This window comes from Pseudomonas fontis (genome assembly GCF_028656955.1).
Taxonomy (GTDB): domain Bacteria; phylum Pseudomonadota; class Gammaproteobacteria; order Pseudomonadales; family Pseudomonadaceae; genus Aquipseudomonas; species Aquipseudomonas fontis.
Window position 1 is genome coordinate 24,236 of the sequence record NZ_JAMDGY010000034.1, and the last position, 18,719, is coordinate 42,954.

The 18,719-nt window shown below is 63.8% G+C and carries 17 protein-coding genes; 5 read left to right on the forward strand and 12 right to left on the reverse strand.

The window, feature by feature from the left end; translation table 11 throughout:
* The first annotated feature begins 119 nt into the window (after positions 1 to 119).
* Complete coding sequence (locus M5G11_RS14170; protein WP_273909335.1) at positions 120 to 560, forward strand: CBS domain-containing protein; 441 nt, start codon at positions 120 to 122, stop codon at positions 558 to 560.
* Here the strand turns inward: M5G11_RS14170 and M5G11_RS14175 are convergent, their stop codons facing one another.
* The 3 genes from M5G11_RS14175 to M5G11_RS14185 form a co-directional block, all read right to left on the reverse strand.
* Positions 561 to 1,208, reverse strand: a complete 648-nt coding sequence (locus M5G11_RS14175) for an NADH:ubiquinone oxidoreductase subunit N (protein WP_273909334.1) — start codon at positions 1,206 to 1,208, stop codon at positions 561 to 563. It lies immediately after the preceding gene.
* Between the two features lie 72 nt (positions 1,209 to 1,280).
* Positions 1,281 to 1,523 (reverse strand): DUF2789 domain-containing protein, encoded by a 243-nt coding sequence (locus M5G11_RS14180; protein WP_273909333.1) that lies wholly within the window; start codon positions 1,521 to 1,523, stop codon positions 1,281 to 1,283.
* Positions 1,524 to 1,584: 61 nt separating this feature from the next.
* Complete coding sequence (locus M5G11_RS14185) at positions 1,585 to 2,043, reverse strand: aminoacyl-tRNA deacylase (protein WP_273909332.1); 459 nt, start codon at positions 2,041 to 2,043, stop codon at positions 1,585 to 1,587.
* Between the two features lie 109 nt (positions 2,044 to 2,152).
* Here M5G11_RS14185 and M5G11_RS14190 point away from each other — a divergent pair, with 109 nt between their 5' ends.
* Both M5G11_RS14190 and M5G11_RS14195 read left to right on the forward strand, forming a co-directional pair.
* Complete coding sequence (locus M5G11_RS14190; protein WP_273909331.1) at positions 2,153 to 3,490, forward strand: NfeD family protein; 1,338 nt, start codon at positions 2,153 to 2,155, stop codon at positions 3,488 to 3,490.
* A gap of 2 nt (positions 3,491 to 3,492) precedes the next feature.
* Positions 3,493 to 4,236, forward strand: coding sequence for a slipin family protein (locus M5G11_RS14195; protein WP_273909330.1), 744 nt, complete (start codon positions 3,493 to 3,495; stop codon positions 4,234 to 4,236).
* Between the two features lie 102 nt (positions 4,237 to 4,338).
* Here the strand turns inward: M5G11_RS14195 and M5G11_RS14200 are convergent, their stop codons facing one another.
* From M5G11_RS14200 to M5G11_RS14225, 6 genes are all read right to left on the reverse strand, one after another.
* On the reverse strand, positions 4,339 to 5,739 hold the full coding sequence (locus M5G11_RS14200) for an efflux transporter outer membrane subunit (protein WP_273909329.1): 1,401 nt from the start codon (positions 5,737 to 5,739) through the stop codon (positions 4,339 to 4,341).
* Positions 5,736 to 6,611, reverse strand: a complete 876-nt coding sequence (locus M5G11_RS14205; protein ID WP_273909328.1) for an efflux RND transporter periplasmic adaptor subunit — start codon at positions 6,609 to 6,611, stop codon at positions 5,736 to 5,738. The genes M5G11_RS14200 and M5G11_RS14205 overlap by 4 nt, the downstream gene beginning before the upstream one ends.
* Complete coding sequence (locus tag M5G11_RS14210) at positions 6,608 to 6,820, reverse strand: DUF1656 domain-containing protein (RefSeq protein WP_273909327.1); 213 nt, start codon at positions 6,818 to 6,820, stop codon at positions 6,608 to 6,610. Before M5G11_RS14210 ends, M5G11_RS14205 begins: the two co-directional genes overlap by 4 nt.
* Complete coding sequence (locus tag M5G11_RS14215; RefSeq protein WP_273909326.1) at positions 6,817 to 8,907, reverse strand: FUSC family protein; 2,091 nt, start codon at positions 8,905 to 8,907, stop codon at positions 6,817 to 6,819. The genes M5G11_RS14210 and M5G11_RS14215 overlap by 4 nt, the downstream gene beginning before the upstream one ends.
* Positions 8,904 to 9,356 (reverse strand): MarR family winged helix-turn-helix transcriptional regulator, encoded by a 453-nt coding sequence (locus tag M5G11_RS14220; RefSeq protein WP_273909325.1) that lies wholly within the window; start codon positions 9,354 to 9,356, stop codon positions 8,904 to 8,906. The genes M5G11_RS14215 and M5G11_RS14220 overlap by 4 nt, the downstream gene beginning before the upstream one ends.
* Before the next feature lie 104 nt (positions 9,357 to 9,460).
* Positions 9,461 to 10,279 (reverse strand): tetratricopeptide repeat protein, encoded by an 819-nt coding sequence (locus tag M5G11_RS14225; RefSeq protein ID WP_273909324.1) that lies wholly within the window; start codon positions 10,277 to 10,279, stop codon positions 9,461 to 9,463.
* Between the two features lie 205 nt (positions 10,280 to 10,484).
* Between M5G11_RS14225 and M5G11_RS14230 the strand changes: the two genes are divergently transcribed.
* Positions 10,485 to 11,081, forward strand: coding sequence for a WYL domain-containing protein (locus tag M5G11_RS14230; RefSeq protein ID WP_273909323.1), 597 nt, complete (start codon positions 10,485 to 10,487; stop codon positions 11,079 to 11,081).
* A 130-nt stretch (positions 11,082 to 11,211) separates the two neighbouring features.
* On the opposite strand, the gene M5G11_RS14235 is transcribed toward M5G11_RS14230, so the two are convergent.
* From M5G11_RS14235 to M5G11_RS14245, 3 genes are read right to left on the reverse strand one after another with little or no spacing between them, the layout of a single operon-like run.
* Positions 11,212 to 12,585 carry an HlyD family type I secretion periplasmic adaptor subunit gene (locus M5G11_RS14235; protein ID WP_273909322.1) on the reverse strand — a complete coding sequence of 458 codons (1,374 nt, stop codon included), beginning with the start codon at positions 12,583 to 12,585 and terminating at the stop codon, positions 11,212 to 11,214.
* Entirely contained in the window at positions 12,575 to 14,731 is a 2,157-nt protein-coding gene (locus tag M5G11_RS14240) for a type I secretion system permease/ATPase (protein ID WP_273909321.1), read from the reverse strand. The genes M5G11_RS14235 and M5G11_RS14240 overlap by 11 nt, the downstream gene beginning before the upstream one ends.
* Before the next feature lie 39 nt (positions 14,732 to 14,770).
* A complete protein-coding gene (locus M5G11_RS14245; RefSeq protein WP_273909320.1) occupies positions 14,771 to 16,123 on the reverse strand; it encodes a TolC family outer membrane protein in 1,353 nt (450 codons plus the stop codon).
* A gap of 348 nt (positions 16,124 to 16,471) precedes the next feature.
* Here M5G11_RS14245 and M5G11_RS14250 point away from each other — a divergent pair.
* On the forward strand, positions 16,472 to 18,719 hold a 2,248-nt coding region (locus M5G11_RS14250), incomplete at its 3' end, for a retention module-containing protein (protein WP_273925297.1).

The window sequence follows — 18,719 nt, forward strand, 5'->3', positions numbered from 1 at the left end:
CATGGCGTTTTTCCATGGCATTCATGCCGCTTTCAACCTTGCCCACTTGCCATCTGTGCACGATTCTTTAGCTATCTGCCGCCACCGCGCGCCGACCAATAACAATGCAGAGGCCTCTTATGAAAACCGTGGCACAGCTTTTGAAGTTGAAGTCCCAGCAGAATCAGCAGGTCCACACCATCGCGCCTGACCAGACGGTGCTCGAAGCACTGCAACTGATGGCGGAGAAAAACGTCGGTGCGTTGCTGGTGGTTGAAGGTCGCCAGGTAAAGGGCATCGTCAGTGAACGCGACTATGCCCGCAAGATGGTGCTCAAGGGACGTTCCTCCGTCGCCACGCCCGTGCGCGAGATCATGAGCGCGCCGGTAATTACCGTAGACACCCATAAAGACGTCGATCACTGCATGAAGATGATGACCGACAGCCACCTACGCCACCTACCTGTGGTGGAGAACGGCGAGCTACTAGGGTTGCTGTCGATTGGTGACCTGGTCAAGGAAGCCATTGCCGAACAAGCCGCGCTGATCCAGCAACTGGAGCAGTACATTCGCGGCGAGTGATCAGCGGTATTCGCCCTCCAGCTCATCGAGCTGGTGGTCGAAGCTGCGCAGGCGGGCCGACCAGGTGTACACCAGCACTTCCAGGTCGCGGTTGAGCACCGCGCCGCCTACCCCACCGCGGCGGCTGCTTTGCTGCGAGTCGCACAAGTCCAGCTGATAACGTTCGCGGGCCATCGAGGTGGCCACGCTGGACAGTTCACGGGCATTGTTCAACCAGTGCCAGCGGCGGTCGTGTACCTCCTGGTCCAGCTCGCGGCATTGGCGCTTGAGTGCTTCAAGGCTCTGCTCCAGCGGCGTGCCTTCAAGCTCGCCCATGACCTCCTGGAAAGTACGCCCCGGCTGCCAGTAACTGCCCCAGAAATAGCGGTCGAACACCGTTTCAACCCGGCGCAGCGCCACCTTGGTGTTCCAGATGGCGACCAGGGTGCGCCCCTGCGCCAGCTGGCGTTTGCGCACCTTGAGCTGCTGCCAGCTGGACCAGGCCAGCGCGCTCAAGGCCAGCGCCGCGATGATCGCGGCCCCGGCATAGAGAAAATGCATGGCCTGCGCGAGCTGGTACAGCTCGCGCACACCGTAGAAATAACCAGCGGTCAGTAACGTCAGAGCAGTCACGGCTGCCCAGAAACCAGGCATGTAGGGGTCTTTCATTGGCGCTGTCCCCTTGTTGTTTTTTTCTGAGCATAGCAACGCCAACCGCTCACACCCTGTGCCGCTCGGCGGTTATTTTTTCGGGTGCCTGAGCGCTTCGTTGAGTTGGTCGAACATCAATGCCCAATCGGCATCCTCGTTGATGCTGTCGCGCAGGAAGGTGCGCTGTGGCTCAGACCAGAACGGCGCATCCACCAGCTTGATATCGCTTTTGAGTGGCGAGTGGCTGGTGATGAACTGGTCGATGCCTACCGGGTCATCCGGCAAGCCAAGCTGCTTGAACAGTTCGGAAAAATTGTGCGTTGGCGCTTCCATGGGTCACTCCTGCGAGCCCGGTCGGGCATCCACGACGCCGGCCGGGGGATGGTTGAATTCATCAGCAGACCTCGCGCACTTCGGCGTGAGGCACCAGCTTGAGGTACTGCTCCATGCTCATGTGGATCAGGTGATCGTGGTCGCCTGCCTCCAGGTAGACATCACCCTGACGGGTCAAGGTCGGGTCCAGGAGCATTTTTATCGCATAGGCTTCGCCCATGGCCGGTATCGCGCCGCGTTCGCAGTCACCAAACAGGTGCGGCAAGCCGCTTTCGCGGGTCATCTGCCAATTGCCGGTGCTGCGCACCTTGCTCATGTCCAGGTGACGGTTGGCCGGGAGCACGGCCATCAGGTAGTTGCCACGGCGGTCGTCGAGCATCACCGACTTGGCCACCCGTTCTGCCGGTACGCCGGCCGTGCGGGCCGACTCCAGGCTGGTGGCCGAGTGTGGATGGGCAACGATGTCGTAGTCGCAGTTTGCTTGGTCCAGGCTTTGTTGCAAGGTCTTGGCCATACGCATGATGCACCTCCCGCACGGTTGTCTCCCCCAGGTGATTAAAGTTTAGGCAGTGGTGTGGCCCGGCGCCGGACTAAACTCAAGGTAACTGTCCAACCCAGGTAGCCGGAAGGTGAACATTCAGCGCTGTCGGGGCCTGCTGCTGGTCCTGCTGCTCGCTTTCCTGACGGGTGGTCAGGCCGCGCCCGGCAACCCGGTACTGCACCTGAGCGTGAACGATGCCATTGGTCCGGCGACGGTGGATTACCTGACCCGCGGCCTGGAATTTGCCCAGGCGCAGCAGGCGCAACTGGTGGTGATCGAGCTGGACACCCCCGGCGGCCTCGACAGTTCGATGCGCGCGATCATCAAGGCGATCCTCGCCAGCCCGCTGCCGGTAGCCACCTTTGTCGCCCCCGGTGGCGCCCGCGCCGCCAGTGCGGGCACGTACATCCTCTACGCCAGCCATGTCGCGGCAATGGCGCCAGGCACCAACCTGGGCGCTGCGACGCCAATCCAGATCGGCGCCGAAAAAGACAAGAAACCCGCCACTGATGAAGACACCCTCGCCCGCAAGCAGGTCAATGACGCCGCTGCGTACATTCGTGGCCTGGCACAGCTGCGCGGGCGCAATGCCGACTGGGCCGAAAAGGCGGTGCGCGAGGCGGTCAGCCTTCCGGCAAGCGAAGCGCTCACGCTCAAGGTGATCGACCGCATCGCCAACGACCTGCCCGACCTGCTGCGCCAACTCGATGGCCAGGCCATCAGCACCGCCCTGCAGCCGGTGCAGTTGCATACCCGCGACGCGCCGCTGCTCGAACGCGAGCCGGATTGGCGCAGCCGCCTGCTGGCGGTGATCACCAACCCGAGCGTGGCGCTTATCCTGATGATGGTCGGGGTGTATGGGCTGCTGTTCGAGTTCATGAGTCCAGGCTCTGGCGTGGGCGGTGTGGTCGGGGGCATCTGCCTGTTGCTGGGGTTGTATGCGTTGCAGTTGTTGCCGGTGAACTACGCAGGCGTCGGCCTGATTCTGCTGGGGCTGGCGTTCATGATCGCCGAGGCGTTCCTGCCCAGTTTCGGCATCATCGGCTTTGGCGGGGTTGTCGCGTTTGTCACCGGGGCGGTGATCCTGATGGACACCGACGTGCCGGGCTTTGGTATTCCGCTGCCGTTGATTTTCGCCCTGGCGCTGGTCTCGGCGCTGCTGTTGTTCGGCTTGATCGGCATGGCCCTGAAAGCCCGCAAGCGCGTGCTGGTGAGCGGCGATGCCGGTTTGGTGGGTAGCCTGGGGCTGGTCACCGATGTCGATGGCGACGACCCGTTTCTGGGCTGGGTGCAGGCCCAAGGCGAGCTCTGGCAGGCGCAGAGTCAAACACCGCTGCACCCCGGGCAGTCTGTCCGGGTGGTAGCCCGCAATGGTCTTCAGCTGGCCGTCAGTGCCGCCGCCGAGCAACCGGCGCAAGGAGAGTGAGCATGTTCATGCAAGTGGGTTTCGGCACGATCATCGTGCTGGTGGCGGTGGTATTGCTGTCGGCGTTTCGCATCCTGCGCGAGTACGAGCGGGGCGTGGTGTTCCAGCTTGGGCGCTTCTGGCAGGTCAAGGGACCGGGGCTGATCCTGCTGATTCCCGGGGTACAGCAGATGGTGCGGGTGGACTTGCGCACCATCGTGCTGGATGTGCCGCCGCAGGATGTGATCACCCGTGACAACGTCTCGGTGAAGGTCAATGCGGTGCTGTATTTCCGTGTGCTGGATCCGCAGAAGGCGATCATCCAGGTGGAAGATTTTTTAACTGCCACCAGCCAACTGGCGCAGACCACCTTGCGGGCGGTGCTGGGCAAGCATGAGCTCGATGAGCTGTTGGCCGAGCGGGAGCGCTTGAACATCGACATTCGTCAGGTGCTCGATGCGCAGACCGATGCCTGGGGGATCAAGGTGGCGAACGTCGAGATCAAGCATGTCGATTTGAACGAGTCGATGGTGCGCGCGATTGCCAAGCAGGCGGAAGCCGAGCGCGAGCGGCGGGCCAAGGTGATTCACGCTGAAGGGGAGTTGCAGGCCTCGGAGAAACTGATGCAGGCGGCCGAGATGCTTGGGCGTGAGCCGGGGGCGATGCAGCTGCGGTATATGCAGACGCTGGGGAGTATTGCCGGGGACAGGTCGTCGACCATCGTGTTTCCGGTGCCCGTCGATTTGCTCAAGGGTTTGATGAAGTAGCGGCTGGTCCAATCGCCGGCAACGCCGGCTCCCACAGGTTGGGTGCTTGCACAGGGAAAACGGCACTCCCTTGTGGGAGCCGGCCTTGCCGGCGATGGCGCCCTACCAGCCGCCACCCAGCGCCAGGAACAAGCCGATCTGCCCCATCGCCACCTGCGTATTGGCCATCGCCAACTGCGCTCGCATGTCGGTATAGGTCCGCGTCGCCTGCAAGTCCGCCAGGAACGACGCCCTGCCCGCCTGATAAAACCGGTGCGTCTGGTCCGCCGCCAATTGCGCCGAGCGCTCGGCGTCCTGCAGCGCATCGCGCCGCTCCAGCAACGCGCTGTACTGCGCCAGGCTGGTCTGGGTCTCGCGAATGGCGTTCAACACCACCCCGTCAAAATGCGCCAGCGCCGCCTGCGTCCCCGCCTCGGCTTCACGAATGCGTGCCCGCGAACCATTGGTCGGCACGGTCCAGGTCAGCATCGGCCCAAAGCCCCAACGGTTGGTTTCTGGCTTGCCCAGGTTGTCCAGGATGCCGATGGTCCCCACCTGCGCACCAATGCTGATGTCCGGGTACAACTGCCCCGTCGCCACGCCAATACTCGCCGTCGCCGCCGCCAGATGGCGCTCCGCCTGGCGGATGTCTGGCCGACGCTTGAGCAAGGTGGCCCCATCCCCCACCGGCAACACCTGGGCGATGTGCGGCAGCTCCGCACACGCGGCCGTGCCCGCCGGCAATTGATTCACTGGCTTGGCCAGCAGCATCGACAAGGTGAAAAGGCCCGCTTCCCGCGCCGCCTGATAACGCGGCAACTCCGCCCGCAACGACTTGAACTGGGTTTGCGAACGCGTCACCTGGGTTTCGTCACCACGCCCGGCATCACGCAGGCGCTGGGTCAGGGTCACGCTCTGCTCCTGCAAGTCCAGGGACTCACGGGCAATATGGTATTCCTCGTTGGCCGCGCACACCTGGGTGTACGCCTTCACCACATCCGCGACCAGGGTGATGCGCGCCGTGTCGGCCGCCGCCTGGGTGGCATCGGCATTGGCCTGCGCCGCCTCGACCCCACGCTTGAGCGTGCCCCACAGGTCAAACTGGTACGAGGCACTGAGAATCGCCTCGCCGATGTTCGCCACTGGCACTTTCTCTGGCAGCAGGAAGGCTTCGCCAGACTCCTGCAAACGCTGCGCACCCAGCTTCACGCCGCCGTTCCAGCCACCCTGTGCCTCGGCTTCCTCAACCTGGGCACGCGACCGGGCGATGTTCGCCGCCGCCACGCGCAACTCGGTGTTGGCCGACAGTGCCTGGTTCACCAGCGCATCCAGCCGCGCATCGTGGTACAGCCGCCACCAGTCGGCCGGCACCGGCGCCGATACCACGCTGTTGGCGTCACTGCGCAGCGGGCCTTGCAGGTCGCCACGATTGAAGGCCGCGTCCTTGGGCAACTCATAGTTCGGCCCGACCATCTGGCAGGCCGACAACATCAAGCCGACCCCGAGCAGCGACAGCTTCTTCATTGCGCCGCGCCCTCCAGGATCGACACCGTGGCGGTGCGCCCGGCGATCATGCGAAAGTCCTGGGGCACTTCGTCAAACGCGATGCGTACCGGAATCCGCTGCGCCAGGCGCACCCAGCTGAAGGCCGGGTTGACGTTGGGCAACAGGTTCGCGCCGCTGCTGCGGTCGCGGTCTTCGATGCCGGCGGCGATGCTCTGCACATGACCGCGCAGGCGGGTGTTGTCGCCCATCACGCGGATATCCACAGCCTGGCCGATATGGATGCCGGCCAGCTTGGTTTCCTCGAAGTAACCATCGACGTGGTACGAGTCGCCATCGACCACCGACAGCACCGGTCGCCCAGCGGTGACGAACTCATGGGCACGCGGGGCGCGGTCATTGAGGTAGCCGTCTACCGGGCTGCGCACCACCGAGCGGTCCAGGTTCAACTGCGCGGCATCCACCGCCACCTGCGCTTCAGCCAGGGCCGACTGCGCACGTGCCTCGCGGGACTGGCTCTCTTCCAGTTGCTCCGCTGCGACCAGGTTGCCCAGGCCGCGATTACGCCTGGCTTCACGTTGGGCCTGGGCCAGGGTTTCCTTGCGCTCGGCCAGGGTCGCCTGGGCATGGCGCAAGGCAAGGTTGAAGCGGTCCTGGTCGATGCTGAACAGCACATCGCCGCGCTTGACCACCTGGTTGTCGCGCACGTCCACGGACTGGATCAGCCCGGACACATCCGGGGCGATCTGGATCACGTCGGCGCGGATGTGGCCGTCGCGGGTCCAGGGCGCAAACATGTAATACAGCACCATCTGCCAGACCAATACGGTCGCCAGGGTTACAACCAGCAGCGTCAGGACCACACGGCCCAGGGTCAACAAAGGTTTTTTCATGGCAGCATCAGGTTTCGACAAAAGTGGTCCACCGTACCGAGCAGCACGGCGTAGAGAGCAACGTTGAACAACGCCCGGTGCCAGACCAGGCGGTAGAAGTGCAGGCGCGTCAGCAGCGCATGCACCCCCAGGAACAATCCATAGGTGAACACCATCATCACCAGCAGCGTGGGCAGGAACACCCCGCTGATATCCAGCTCACCAATCACAGCGGCGCTCCATCGATGCCATAGGGCAGTTGCGGTTGACGGTCAGACGGTTCGAGCACCACCTCCACCCCCGGCAACAGGGCCAGGCGCAGGCCACTGAGGGCATGCAGCAGGTGCAGGCGGGCTTCGGCGCAATCGGCCATGGCCTCGAAATTCAGCGCGCGGCGGGCGCGGTCCATGCTCTGCAACAGCTCGGCCGGTGCATGCAGGCGGTGGCCGGCGTCCAGGCAGGCCTGAAAATGCGCACCCACTTCAGCCACCACCTGCTCCAGCAAGGCCCGTGGCTGCGGGTTGGCGCGTGGCAGGTAGGCCAGCAGGTCGAGCAAGCCCAGGCCGACCCGCAAGTCGCGCAAGGCGCTGCCGCTGTCCTGGCCGATCTGGGTCAGGCGCGGCAGGTGCTGCATCAACCGGTCGAGCATCTGCACGCCGAGGCGACGGTGCTCGGCCAACGTCGCCGGCTGGGTCATGCCGACGATGTCGTGCCAGCTGAAGCGGGTCAGGCGGCGGGCCGCAAGGTCTACGCCGAAGGGACGCACGACGATGGTCCACAGGAAGGCGAACAGCAGCCCCACCGGTCCCGCCAGGTTGGCGTTGGCGAAGGTGAAGAAGTCGGCGTCGTAGGCACCCTGGATGCTGATGAACGAGGCGGTGTTGACGATGGTCAGCAAGGTCCCCAGGTAGAAGCGCGGCTGCACGGTCAGCGTGCCGATGCAGATGAACGGCACGGCAAACGCCAGCACCAGCATCGGGAAGTCGTGCAGGTTCGGCAGCACCAGGAACAAATACAGGCTGGCGAAGATCACCGACAGCGTGGTCCAGAAGAAGAACCGGTAGATCTGCGGCGCCGGGTCATCCATGGCGGCGAAGAAGCTGCACGCCACTGCCGCGAGGATCACCGCGCTGGCACCGTCGGCCCAGCCGGTCACGATCCACAGGGCCGTCGCGGCGAGGATCGCGGTAAAGGTGGAGAACACCGAGTAGAGCATCAGCCCACGGTCAAGGAACGGCGTCAGCCGGCCCAGTCGCCAGTGCCGGTAGACCGCACGCCAGGGCGACAGGTCTTCGCTGCTCAGCGCATGTTGCAGGCTGCAGCAGTCCTGCCACAGGTCGATCCATTCGCCCAGGCGGTACAGCGCGTTGGACAGCAGCAGGCCCGGGCGCTCGTCGAGTTCGGCGACGCTGGGCTGCAAGTGTTCAAGCTGAAGCCGTAGTGCGCTCCAACGCGCAGGCGAGGCGTCCTTGGCGGTGTCCTGCAACCAACTGCGGGCCTGTTCGAGCACGCCCTGCAACTGGGCGAACTGCGTCGGGGCACGGGCTTCAAGGGCCAGCAGGGCGTCGTCCAGGGCGTCGATCACCGGGAACAGGTGGATCATCCGGCCACGCAGCTCGCGGGCGTTTTTCACGGTCTGCGGGCGCGCCCCTTCGTGGGACAACTGGCCGATCATCATTTCCAGCGAGTTGAACGTGGTGACCATAGAGGCGCGCAGGCCGCCAACGGTATCGGCCGAGGTCTGCCGGGCCAGGTAGGTGTCGCAGTAACGAATGGCTTCGGCGAACCAGTTGCCGGTCGCGCCCACCACCACGGGGGTCAGCCGGCGTGGCCAGAAAATCGCCCCGACCACGGCCGCACAAACGATGCCCAGGCAAATTTCCTGGGCCCGCGAGGAGGCAATGTCGAAGACCATCAGCGGATTGTCGACTACCGGCAGGGCGATCATCGGCAAGGTGTAGCCGGCCAGCATCAGCGCGTAGCTGTTGGCGGTGCGCAGGTGCAGGGAGAGGAACAGCAAGGTGGCCGTCCACAGCGCCACTGCCACCGCCAGCAACACCGGGGTCTGCACCAGCAGGGGCACCAGGAAGACCGCCCCGGCCGCGCCCAGCAAGGTGCCCGCTGCGCGGTACAGCGCCTTGGAACTGGTGGGCCCGACGAACGGGCTGGAGACGATATACACCGTGGCCATCGCCCAATACGGGCGCGGCAGTTGCAACAGCAGGGCAATGTACAGCGCGATCATCGAGGCGGCGAAGGTGCGCACCCCGTAGAACCAGTCCCGCGCGGGGGGCATTGAGCTGAAGAAGCCGTTCACGTCGGCGACTCCGGGGCGTTCTGGCCGGCCTCTTCAAAGGCCCGCACCACGCGCAAGGCGGCTTCAAGGTCTGCCGGCGGGATGCCTTCGAGCACTTCCCGGCGCAAGCGCACCAGCTCGCCCTCGATGGCCTCGGCCAAGGCCCGGCCGCTGGCAGTCAGGCTCAGGGCCTTGGCGCGGCGGTCGTCCGGGTCTTCGCTGCGGCAGACGAACCCGGCATTGCACAGTTGGTCCAGCAGGCGCACCAACGACGGGCTCTCAAGCCCCGCCGCCTGGGCCACCTTGACTTGGTGCACGCCATCGCCCAGGCGCACGATCATCAGCAATGGCCCGGCGCAGGCTTCGGAAATACCGTAGCCGACCAGGGTCGTCTGGCAGATGCGCCGCCAGTGTCGGCTGGCCACGATCATGCCGCTGCTGATGTTCAGGTGCAATGCATCGAGATTCATGGGAGAGGATCGAACCGATATTCATAGTTTGCTAACTATCTATGTTCTTCGATCCAGCGGCCGGCCGTCAATAGCGGCTGACTGACATTCATCCGGCGGTCATCTCAGGGGCGCAGTTGGTCTTCCAGTTTCATCGTCAGGGCCAGCGCGCTGCCCTGGGACAGCGCCTGATCGCGCCAGAACAGGTAGCGCAACGGGTTGCGCTCGCCACTGTAGAACAACGCCAGCTCCTCGGCGGCCTGCATCACCCCGGCGACGGCCGCCAGTTCCAGCCAGTAGACGGCGGCCTTGCTGTCGGCCTCGACCTGCTGGCCGTGCAGCAGCCGAAAGCCGATTTCGAAACGGCAGCGCGCATCGCCGCGCTGGGCGCCGCGCAGGAACCAGTCATAGGCCTGTTGCAGGTCGACCTGCCAGATTTGCTGTTCGCTGTCGCAGATCTCTTCTTCGAACAGATCGCCCAGGGCGGCGGCGGCTTCGGCCAGGCCGCGCTCGAAGGCCTGCTCGTAGTATTCGGCGGCGCTGCTGTAGGCGACGTTCACGCCCTTGCCGAAGTAATGCTGCTGGCCCAGGTTGAACCAGGCCACGGCACTGCCCTGCAAGGCGGCCATGCGCAACAGGTGCCCGGCCAGCTGCGGGTCGGCGCGCCAGTACTTGCCGTTGAGCCAGATCCAGCCCAGGTCGTTGAGTGCCGCGACGCTGCCCTGCAACGCCTGCACACGCATCTCGGCGTATTCGGCTTGCAGGTCGGCGGCTTCGTCCAGGCGGCTGACCAGGCTGAAGCTCTCGCCCAGTGCCGCTCGCTGCGCCGGCATGCCGACCCCAGCGAACAGCCGCCGCAGGGTACCCGGACGCCCGGGCGCAGGGATGACACGCTCGGGCAGCAAGCGCTCGAGCAGTGGGTAGATATTGCTGGCAGCAGACATGTTCATCCTCATTGAACCACCCACAGTGAAGACGACGTGGGCGATGAGGCGTGATTCTGCGCAAGGTCACGACAAAACCTGTCGCGAACGATTCGAATCGGGTAAATCAACAGATCGTCCTTGAACGAATAAATAAATGGCCAATTGCCATAAGTCTTCGCTAACGCCATGCTTACGCCGCAAGATTAGACAAGGACGCCACCTTTTGCCCTCCGCTACGACCCGCGCCACTCTCAGCCGTCAATGGGAGCTGCTGCGCCAGCTGCCCAGCCGTTCACCTGGAGTGACCAGTGCCCAACTGGTGATGCGCCTGAAGGATGCCGGCTTCCCGATCAGCAAACGCAGTATTGAGCGTGACCTCAATGAGCTGTCGCTGATTTTCCCGCTTGAGCGCAATGACAAGAGCATTCCGTATGGCTGGCATTGGTCGACGGCGTTCGCCGCGCACCGCTCGCCATTGCTGGAGATGCTGGGGAGCAGCAGCGAAGGGCTGCGTGAGTTCGAGCTGTCGAGCTGCTTGCAGCATGAGCTGCCGCCGTTCGGGCATCCGGAGAAGATCGAGTTGATCGCCTGGGTCAATGAGCACCTGGCGCGTTTGCTACGTGAGACGCCGCTGTCGGCGGACATGCGCCTGATGGCACTGGAACAGGGGCATCAGTTGACGGCGACAGTGAGCAACAGCTGGCAGTTGCGCTGGTGGCTGTTGAGCCAGGGGGATGGGCTGATCGTTGAGCAGCCGGTGGCGTTGCGGGAGCATATTGCGCTGACCCTGATCAGCGCGGCGGCGCAGTATCAGGCTTGAGTCGAGGCAACAACGTTCCCTCGTAGCCGCTGCCGTGAGGCTGCGCTCGCCTGCATAGCAGGTGCCGCCTTTGGGAGCCCTCATGGGCTCCAGCGCAGCCTGACGGCAGCGGCTACAAAGTACGAAGCCTCTAGCGCTCGCGCAGCGCTTCCGCCCGGGCGCGAATGATCGGCTTGAGCAGGTAACTCAACACGCTCTTGTGACCGGTGATGATATCCACCGACGCCACCATCCCCGGAATGATCAGCAACGGTTTCTCGTCCGTGCCCAGATGGCTGCGATCAGTACGCAACTTGATCAGGTAGAACGTATTGCCATCCTCATCGGTAATCGTATCCGCACCAATCTGCTCAAGCTTGGCCTTCAACCCGCCATAAATGGTGAAGTCATAGGCCGTGAACTTGACCATCGCCTCCTGCCCAGGGTGCAGGAAGGCAATGTCCTGCGGACGAATCCGCGCTTCCACCAGCAAGGTGTCATCCAACGGCACGATTTCCACCAGGTCACTGCCCGGCTGGATCACTCCGCCAATGGTGTTGACCAGGAACTGCTTGACGATACCGCGCACCGGCGAGGTCACCAGCGTCCGGCTGACCCGGTCTTCCAAAGCCTTGCCCGTCGCCTGGGCCTTGCTCAGGTCGGTGCGCGCCTCGTTCAGCTGGGTCAGTGCATCACTGCGGAACTTGCCGCGCGTCTCGTCGATCTTGCGCTCCACTTCCTTGATCGCCGACTCCGCTCGCGGAATCGCCAATGAGGTCGCATCCAGCTGCCCACGGTTCTCCACCTCGGCTCGCTTGAGGCGCAACACCTCCACCTGGGAGATCGCACCCTGGGCCACCAGCGGCTCGGACATCTGGATCTCCTGACGCAGCAACTGCAAGCTGTTGCGGTACTGCGACTGCTTGGAGCTGAACTCGCGCAGCTCCTGCTGACGCTGCACCAGTTGCTCCTGCAAACCACCAATCTCGTCCTGCAACTGCTGGCGGCGGCTCTGGTACAAGGATTCTTCGTTGGCCGCCTGGCCCGGCGCCGCCGTGAGGATCGCCTGGTCGACGTTCAACGGCCGGTCCTCGACCTCGGCGCTCAAGCGCTCCACCCGCAAGGCCATGGCCAGGCGGTCGGCCTCGGTTTCGCCAACGTTGGAGACGAAACGGGTGTCGTCCAGGCGCAACAGCGGCGCCCCAGCCTCGACAATCTCGCCTTCCTTCGCATAGATCTGGGCGACGATGCCGCCTTCCAGGTTCTGGATTTTCTGCAACTTGGACGAAGGGATCGCCTTGCCATCGCCACGGGTAACTTCATCGATAACCGCGAAGTGCGCCCACAGCCCGAGGAACAGGAAGAAGCCGATCACCCCCCAGATGGTCAGGCGCACGATGCGCGGGGCATCTTCGATCAGCGCCTTGTTGACCTCCGGCAGCGGCTCCTGGCCGAAGGATTCGGAGCCCTTGAAATAGCTGCGCAGGCTGTCCTTGAAACGCCCCATTCCCGACTTAAGCAACACTGATCTGCCCCTTCTTCAGCGCATCCATGACGGAGGCTTTCGGGCCATCCGCGACAATCTGTCCGCGATCCACCACGATCAACCGGTCGACCAGCGACAGCAGCGAGGCACGGTGGGTAACCAGCACGACGGTCTTGCTTTCGATCACCGCCTGCAGGCGTTGCTTGAGGCGCTCTTCACCGGTGTTGTCCATGGCGCTGGTCGGTTCGTCCAGCAGCAGGATCTGCGGGTTGAGCAGCAACGCCCGGCCCAGGGCAACGTTCTGGCGCTGGCCGCCGGAGAGGTTCTGGCCGCGTTCACCCACCTGCAACTCATAGCCTTGCGGGTGCAGTCGGGCGAATTCGTGAACACCGGACAACTCGGCCGCCTGCAACACCATTTCGTCCTCGACGTAGCGCGCGCCGCTGACCAGGTTGTCACGCAGGGTGCCGGCCATCAGCTGGATGTCCTGCGGGACATAGCCGATGTTGTGGCGCAATTCGCTGACGTCGATCTGGCGAATGTCCACGCCATCGATCAGCAACGACCCGCCGTCCGCTTCGTACAGGCCGACGATCAGCTTGGCCAGCGAGCTCTTGCCCGAGCCACTGCGGCCGATGATGCCGATCTTCTCGCCAGGGCGAATCGACAGGTTGACGCCCTTGAGCGCCAGGTTCTGCTGGTTCGGGTAGGTGAAGTCGACGCCACGGAACTCGATGGCGCCCTGCAGCACCTGGCGGCTCAGCGGGCGCTCTTCAAAGTTGCGCTCCTGCGGCAGCTCCATCATCTGGTTGGTGGAGACCATGGTGACCTTGGCCTGCTGGTAACGCGTGAGCAGGCCGGAGAGCTGGCCCAGCGGACCGAGGGCGCGACCACTGAGCATGTAGCAGGCGATCAGCCCGCCCATGCTGAGGTTGCCGGCCATGATCTGGTAGACGCCGGCGCAGATCAGCGCCACGCCCGCCAGTTGCTGGATCAGCAAGGTGATGTTCATGGCCAGGCCCGACAGCACCTTGACCCGCAGCTCCAGGCGGCTGAGGGTGCCGATGGTCTGCTCCCACATGTATTGGCGTTCACTTTCGGCGTTGTTGACCTTCACCGCATCAAGCCCGGCGAGGGTTTCGATCAGGCTCGACTGACGCTCGGAGGCCAGCGCCATGGTACGTTCCAGGGTCGCGACCAGCGGCTTTTGCAAGGCATAGCCGATGCCCAGGGCCAACGGGAAGGCCACGATGGGGATCCACACCAGGTGCCCGCCGACAATCCCGATCACCAACAGGATCAGCAGGGTGAACGGCAGGTCGATCAGGCTGGTCAGGGTCAATGAGGCGAGGAAGTCGCGCAGCCCCTGAAACTCGTGGATGTTCTGCGCAAAGCTGCCGACCCGCGCCGGGCGGTATTTCATCGACATGCCGACGATGCGTTCGAACAACGTCGCCGAGATGATCAGGTCGGTCTTCTTGCCCGCCAGGTCCAGGCACAGGCTGCGCAAGCCCTTGAGGACCAGGTCGAACAGGTAGGCGCCAGTGATGCCGATGGCCAGCACCCAGAGGGTCGAGGTGGCCTGGTTGGGCACCACGCGGTCGTACACGTTCATCACGAACAGCGGCGCAGCCAGGGCGATCAGGTTGATCACCAGGCTCGCGGCAATGGCATCGATGTACAACCAACGCGAACGCTTGAGGGTGTCGCGGAACCAGGAGCGCGCACGCGGAATCAGGTTGCCGTGGTTGACGTCGAACTTGTGCTGCGGCTGGGCGAAGAACACCCGGCCGCTGTAGTCGCTGAGCAGGGCTTCGCGGCTGACATGCACCTCGCCGCCGTCGCTCTCGCTGAGCAACAGGCGTGCGGTGTTTTCGTTTTCCCAGCCGAGCAGGATGGTGCTACGGCCTTCCTTGAGCAGCAGCATCGCCGGCATGGCGATGGCCGGGATCTGCTCCAGCTTGCGCTGCAGCAAACGCCCCTGCAGCCCGGCCCGGGCAGCGGCGCGCGGCAGCAGCTCCGGGCTCAGGCGCTGCGCCGGCAGCGGCAGGCCGGTGGTCAGCATGGCCCGGCTGGCGGGCTTCTGGTGCAGCACGCAGAGCGACAGCAAGCTGTCCAGCAACGGGTCATCGTGCTGACTGCGTGGATCGTGGGTGAGCTGGGCTCGACTGACTTCTGATTCCACGCGAACTCCCTTCGACGGCTAAGGGTGGAAAGTACTGCCTCAGTTCATGCCGGGCAGGTTCACCTTGGGTTTCATGTCGTTTTGCACGACCGATGCCAACGGTGCCACCACTCCCTGGCTTTTGAGCAGCTGACCAATGGTCGCCTTGATTCGGTACTGAGTAAACATCTGAATGAACTTCACCTCATTCAGACGACGCTGCGCCGTGAAGAGTTCGTTCTCGCTGTCGAGCAGATCGAGCAAAGTACGGTCGCCAAGGCTGAACTGCTTCTGATAGGCCGAACGTACCTTGCTGCTGTGGTCGACATACTGCTGGGCAATCGGCACCTGGGCATTGGCATTGGTTTGCGCATTCCACGCCAAGCCTAACTCCTCATTGAGCTGGCGCAAGGCGTTGTTGCGAATATCCAGCGCCTGGTTGGCCAGGTACGACTTGGATTCCAGGTCGGCCTTGTTGCTGCCCCCGGAATACAGGTTGAAGCTCATGCGCAGCATGGCCTGCCATTCGTTGTTGTGGCCATTCATGCCGTCCAGGTCGTTGTCGGCACTGCGGCCCAGCTCGGCATCGAAGCGCGGGTAGAAGGTCGATTTGGCTGCATCGTATTGCTTCTCGGCGGCGGCGATGTCCGACTCGGCCGAGCGCAGGATCGGGCTGTTTTCCACCAACTGCTGGCGGGCTTCATCCAGCGTTGCCGGGAGCAAGTCGACAAATGGCGCAGGCGTGCTTAACTCGTCGGGCATTTGTCCGACCACGCTGAGGTAGTTGGTTTGCGCGTCCGCCAGGTTCGTTTGTTCGGTGATCAGATTGTTGCGCGCCTGGGCCAGACGGGCTTCAGCCTGGTCGAGGTCGGCCGCGCGACCGACGCCACGCGCAGTGCGCAGCTGGATCTGGTCGTAGATGCGTTCGTGGCTGCGCAGGTTGTCTTCGGCCAGGCGCACCATGTCGCGACGAGTCAGGACATCCAGGTAGACCTGGGCAACATTCAGCGCGGTGCGTTCGGAACTGCCGAGCAACGAGTAGGCACGGGCATTCACCGTGGCCTGCTGGCGACCCACTTCGCTGGAGGTGGCAAAACCGTCGAAAACCATCTGCCGCAGGCGCACGCTCGACTCGCCACGGTTCAGGGTTTCCCAGTGGTTGCCGCCACCGCCGGCACGGGTGCTCGGGCTGTCGGTGCCTTCACGGCCGTACCCGGCGAGGACATCGACCTTGGGCAGGTAACCGCCCTGGGCCGCACGCAGCTGGTAGTCGGCGGCGATCCGGCTGTTTACCCCAGCCTGGATCTCGGGGTGCACTTCAAGGGCCCGCTGCATGGCTTCTGGCAGGGACTGTGCTTGAACAAGGCTGGTGGCGAGGGCGAAAGGCAGAGCTGCAAACAGAAACAAACGCATTAGCTTTTTATCCCAGGGACCGCTTGTCCCAAATCAGAGCCGGAACCTGCCAGAAGACGGAAAATATCGGTCCTGAAAACCGTATGTCGGAAACTTCTGAATGCGCAGGCGTTTCATACGCTGAAAGGCGAGGAATAGCGGAAATATCAATGTGACATTACGCAATCGATTGTTTAGGATGGCGAGTAGAAGGTCAATAGTTTGGCATAAACTAAATAGCCAAACGTTATAGACAAAAAATTGACACGAACGGCGTCAAAAAGCCTTGCGAAACATTCCTGCTGCTAGCGATACAGCACCGCTGATCGGGCACGGAAGCCAACTTGAACGGGTAGTTCGGAGAGTCTCATGAGCAGTGTTGTTGCGATCGTCAAAAGCATTGTTGGCCAGGTCATTGCCGTATCCCCTGAGGGGATTCAACGTGTACTCATCGAGGGCGACCGCCTGTTCCTGGGGGACCAGGTGCTTACCGGCCTTTCAGGCGCGGTCACCCTGGAGCTGGCCGATGGCCGCACCCTGGACCTGGGTCGCGACACGCAGTGGAGCGCCGACACCCCGGACAGCAGCACCGACCTGAGCGAAGCCACCGCGCAAGCGGCGCCGTCGGTTGAAGAGCTGCAGCAAGCCATCGTCGCCGGTGCCGACCCGACCACCGACCTTGAAGCGACCGCAGCCGGCCCGACCTCCGCAGGCGGCGGCGCGGCCGGTGGCAGCCACAGCTTCGTGATGCTGGATGAAACCGCTGGTGTGGTTGACCCGACCATCGGCTTTCCGACCGTGGGCCTGGGCTTCAATGCCGCGCTGGACACCGAGGAAGTCGGTGGCCTGCTCAACAACGGTGCGACCAACAACAACGGCACCACCGAACTGCGCGCTGCGGGCCTGACCCTGAGCGCCACGCCGACGCTGACCGAAGCCGGTGGCGCGCTGACCTACACCGCGACCCTGACCCAGGCGCCGCTGACTGACCTGACCGTGACCCTGTCCAACGGCCAGACCCTGGTGATCCCGGCCGGGCAAACGAGCGGCAGCCTGACGGTCACCATTCCACCCGGCGACACCGTCTACCTCGATGCCCACGAGATCACCACCAGCATCACCGGTACCACCGGCGGTGCTGGCCTGTTGGTGACCCCGGACACCAAGCCTGCGGTCACGCAGATTACCGACACGCAGGACACCACCACCGTCAACCTGAGCGCTACCGGCTCGGTGACCGAAGGTGGCGTGATTGTCTATACCGCGACCCTGACCAACCCGGCGCAGACGCCGGTGACCGTGACCCTGTCCAACGGCTCGGTGATCACCATTGCTGCCGGGCAGAACAGCGGCACGGTCAACGTGCAGACCCCGCCGAACGACGTCTACAACAACGGCGGCACGATCAGCACCAGCATCACCGGCGCGACCGGGGGCAACTTCGAGAACCTGGTGCCCGGCGCTACCCCGGCGGTGACCACCGTCAACGACAGCCTCGACACCACCACGGTCAGCCTGACCGCCACCCCGACCGTGGGTGAGAACGGTGTGATTACCTACACCGCCAGCACCACCTCGCCGGTGACCGGCTCGCCTGTGGTCGTGACGCTGTCCAATGGGCAGACCATCAGCATTCCGGTGGGCGGTTCCAGCGGCACCGTCAACGTGACGGCACCGAACGACGTGTACAACGGCGCCGAGCCGATCAGCACGACGATTGCCGGTACCACCGGCGGCAACTTCGAGAACCTGGTGCCCAACGGCACGCCGGCAGTGACCGCGGTGACCGACAGCGTCGACACCACCGCCGTCACCCTGACTGCCACGCCGACCGTGGGCGAGAACGGCGTGATCACCTACACCGCCAGCACCAGCTCGCCGGTGACCGGCACGCCGGTGGTGGTGACCTTGTCCAATGGCCAGACCATCACCATTGCCGTCGGCCAGGCCAGCGGCACGGTGGACGTCACTGCGCCGAACGATGTGTATAAAGGTGCGGAGCCGATCAGCACCACCATCACCGGTGCAACCGGTGGCGACTTCGAGAAGCTGCAGCCCAATGGCCAGCCAGCGGTCACCGTGGTCAACGATACCGTCGACACCACCACGGTCAGCCTCACGGCCTCGCCAACCGTCGCCGAGAACGGCGTCATCACCTACACCGCGACGGTCACCTCGCCGGTGACCGGCTCACCAGTGCTGGTGACCCTGTCCAATGGGCAGACCATCAGCATCGCCGTCGGTGAAACCAGCGGCACCCTGAACGTCACGGCGCCGAACGATGTGTACAACGGTGCAGAGCCGATCAGCACAGTGATCACGGGCACCACCGGCGGCAACTTCGAGAACCTGGTCCCCAATACCGCGGCGGCTGTGACCACGGTGAGCGACAGCCCGGATGTCACCGGGCTGAGCCTGACCGCGACCGGCAATGTGGCCGAAGGCGGGCAGATCGTTTACACCGCGACCCTGACCAACCCAGCTGGCACTGCGCTGACCGTTACCTTGTCCAACGGGCAGACCATCACCATTGCAGCGGGCCAGACCAGCAATAGCATTTCGGTGAATGCGCCGTCAGACAGTGTCTATCTGAGAAGCGCACGGCGACCCCTGCGGA

Coding starts and splice junctions, on each gene's coding strand:
- M5G11_RS14195 (WP_273909330.1), top strand. CDS start 3,493: ATGTTCATGCAAGTGGGTTTCGGCACGATCATCGTGCTGGTGGCGGTG.
- M5G11_RS14200 (WP_273909329.1), bottom strand. CDS start 5,739: ATGAAGAAGCTGTCGCTGCTCGGGGTCGGCTTGATGTTGTCGGCCTGC.
- M5G11_RS14170 (WP_273909335.1), top strand. CDS start 120: ATGAAAACCGTGGCACAGCTTTTGAAGTTGAAGTCCCAGCAGAATCAG.
- M5G11_RS14185 (WP_273909332.1), bottom strand. CDS start 2,043: ATGCGTATGGCCAAGACCTTGCAACAAAGCCTGGACCAAGCAAACTGC.
- M5G11_RS14225 (WP_273909324.1), bottom strand. CDS start 10,279: ATGTCTGCTGCCAGCAATATCTACCCACTGCTCGAGCGCTTGCTGCCC.
- M5G11_RS14180 (WP_273909333.1), bottom strand. CDS start 1,523: ATGGAAGCGCCAACGCACAATTTTTCCGAACTGTTCAAGCAGCTTGGC.
- M5G11_RS14175 (WP_273909334.1), bottom strand. CDS start 1,208: ATGAAAGACCCCTACATGCCTGGTTTCTGGGCAGCCGTGACTGCTCTG.
- M5G11_RS14205 (WP_273909328.1), bottom strand. CDS start 6,611: ATGAAAAAACCTTTGTTGACCCTGGGCCGTGTGGTCCTGACGCTGCTG.
- M5G11_RS14245 (WP_273909320.1), bottom strand. CDS start 16,123: ATGCGTTTGTTTCTGTTTGCAGCTCTGCCTTTCGCCCTCGCCACCAGC.
- M5G11_RS14220 (WP_273909325.1), bottom strand. CDS start 9,356: ATGAATCTCGATGCATTGCACCTGAACATCAGCAGCGGCATGATCGTG.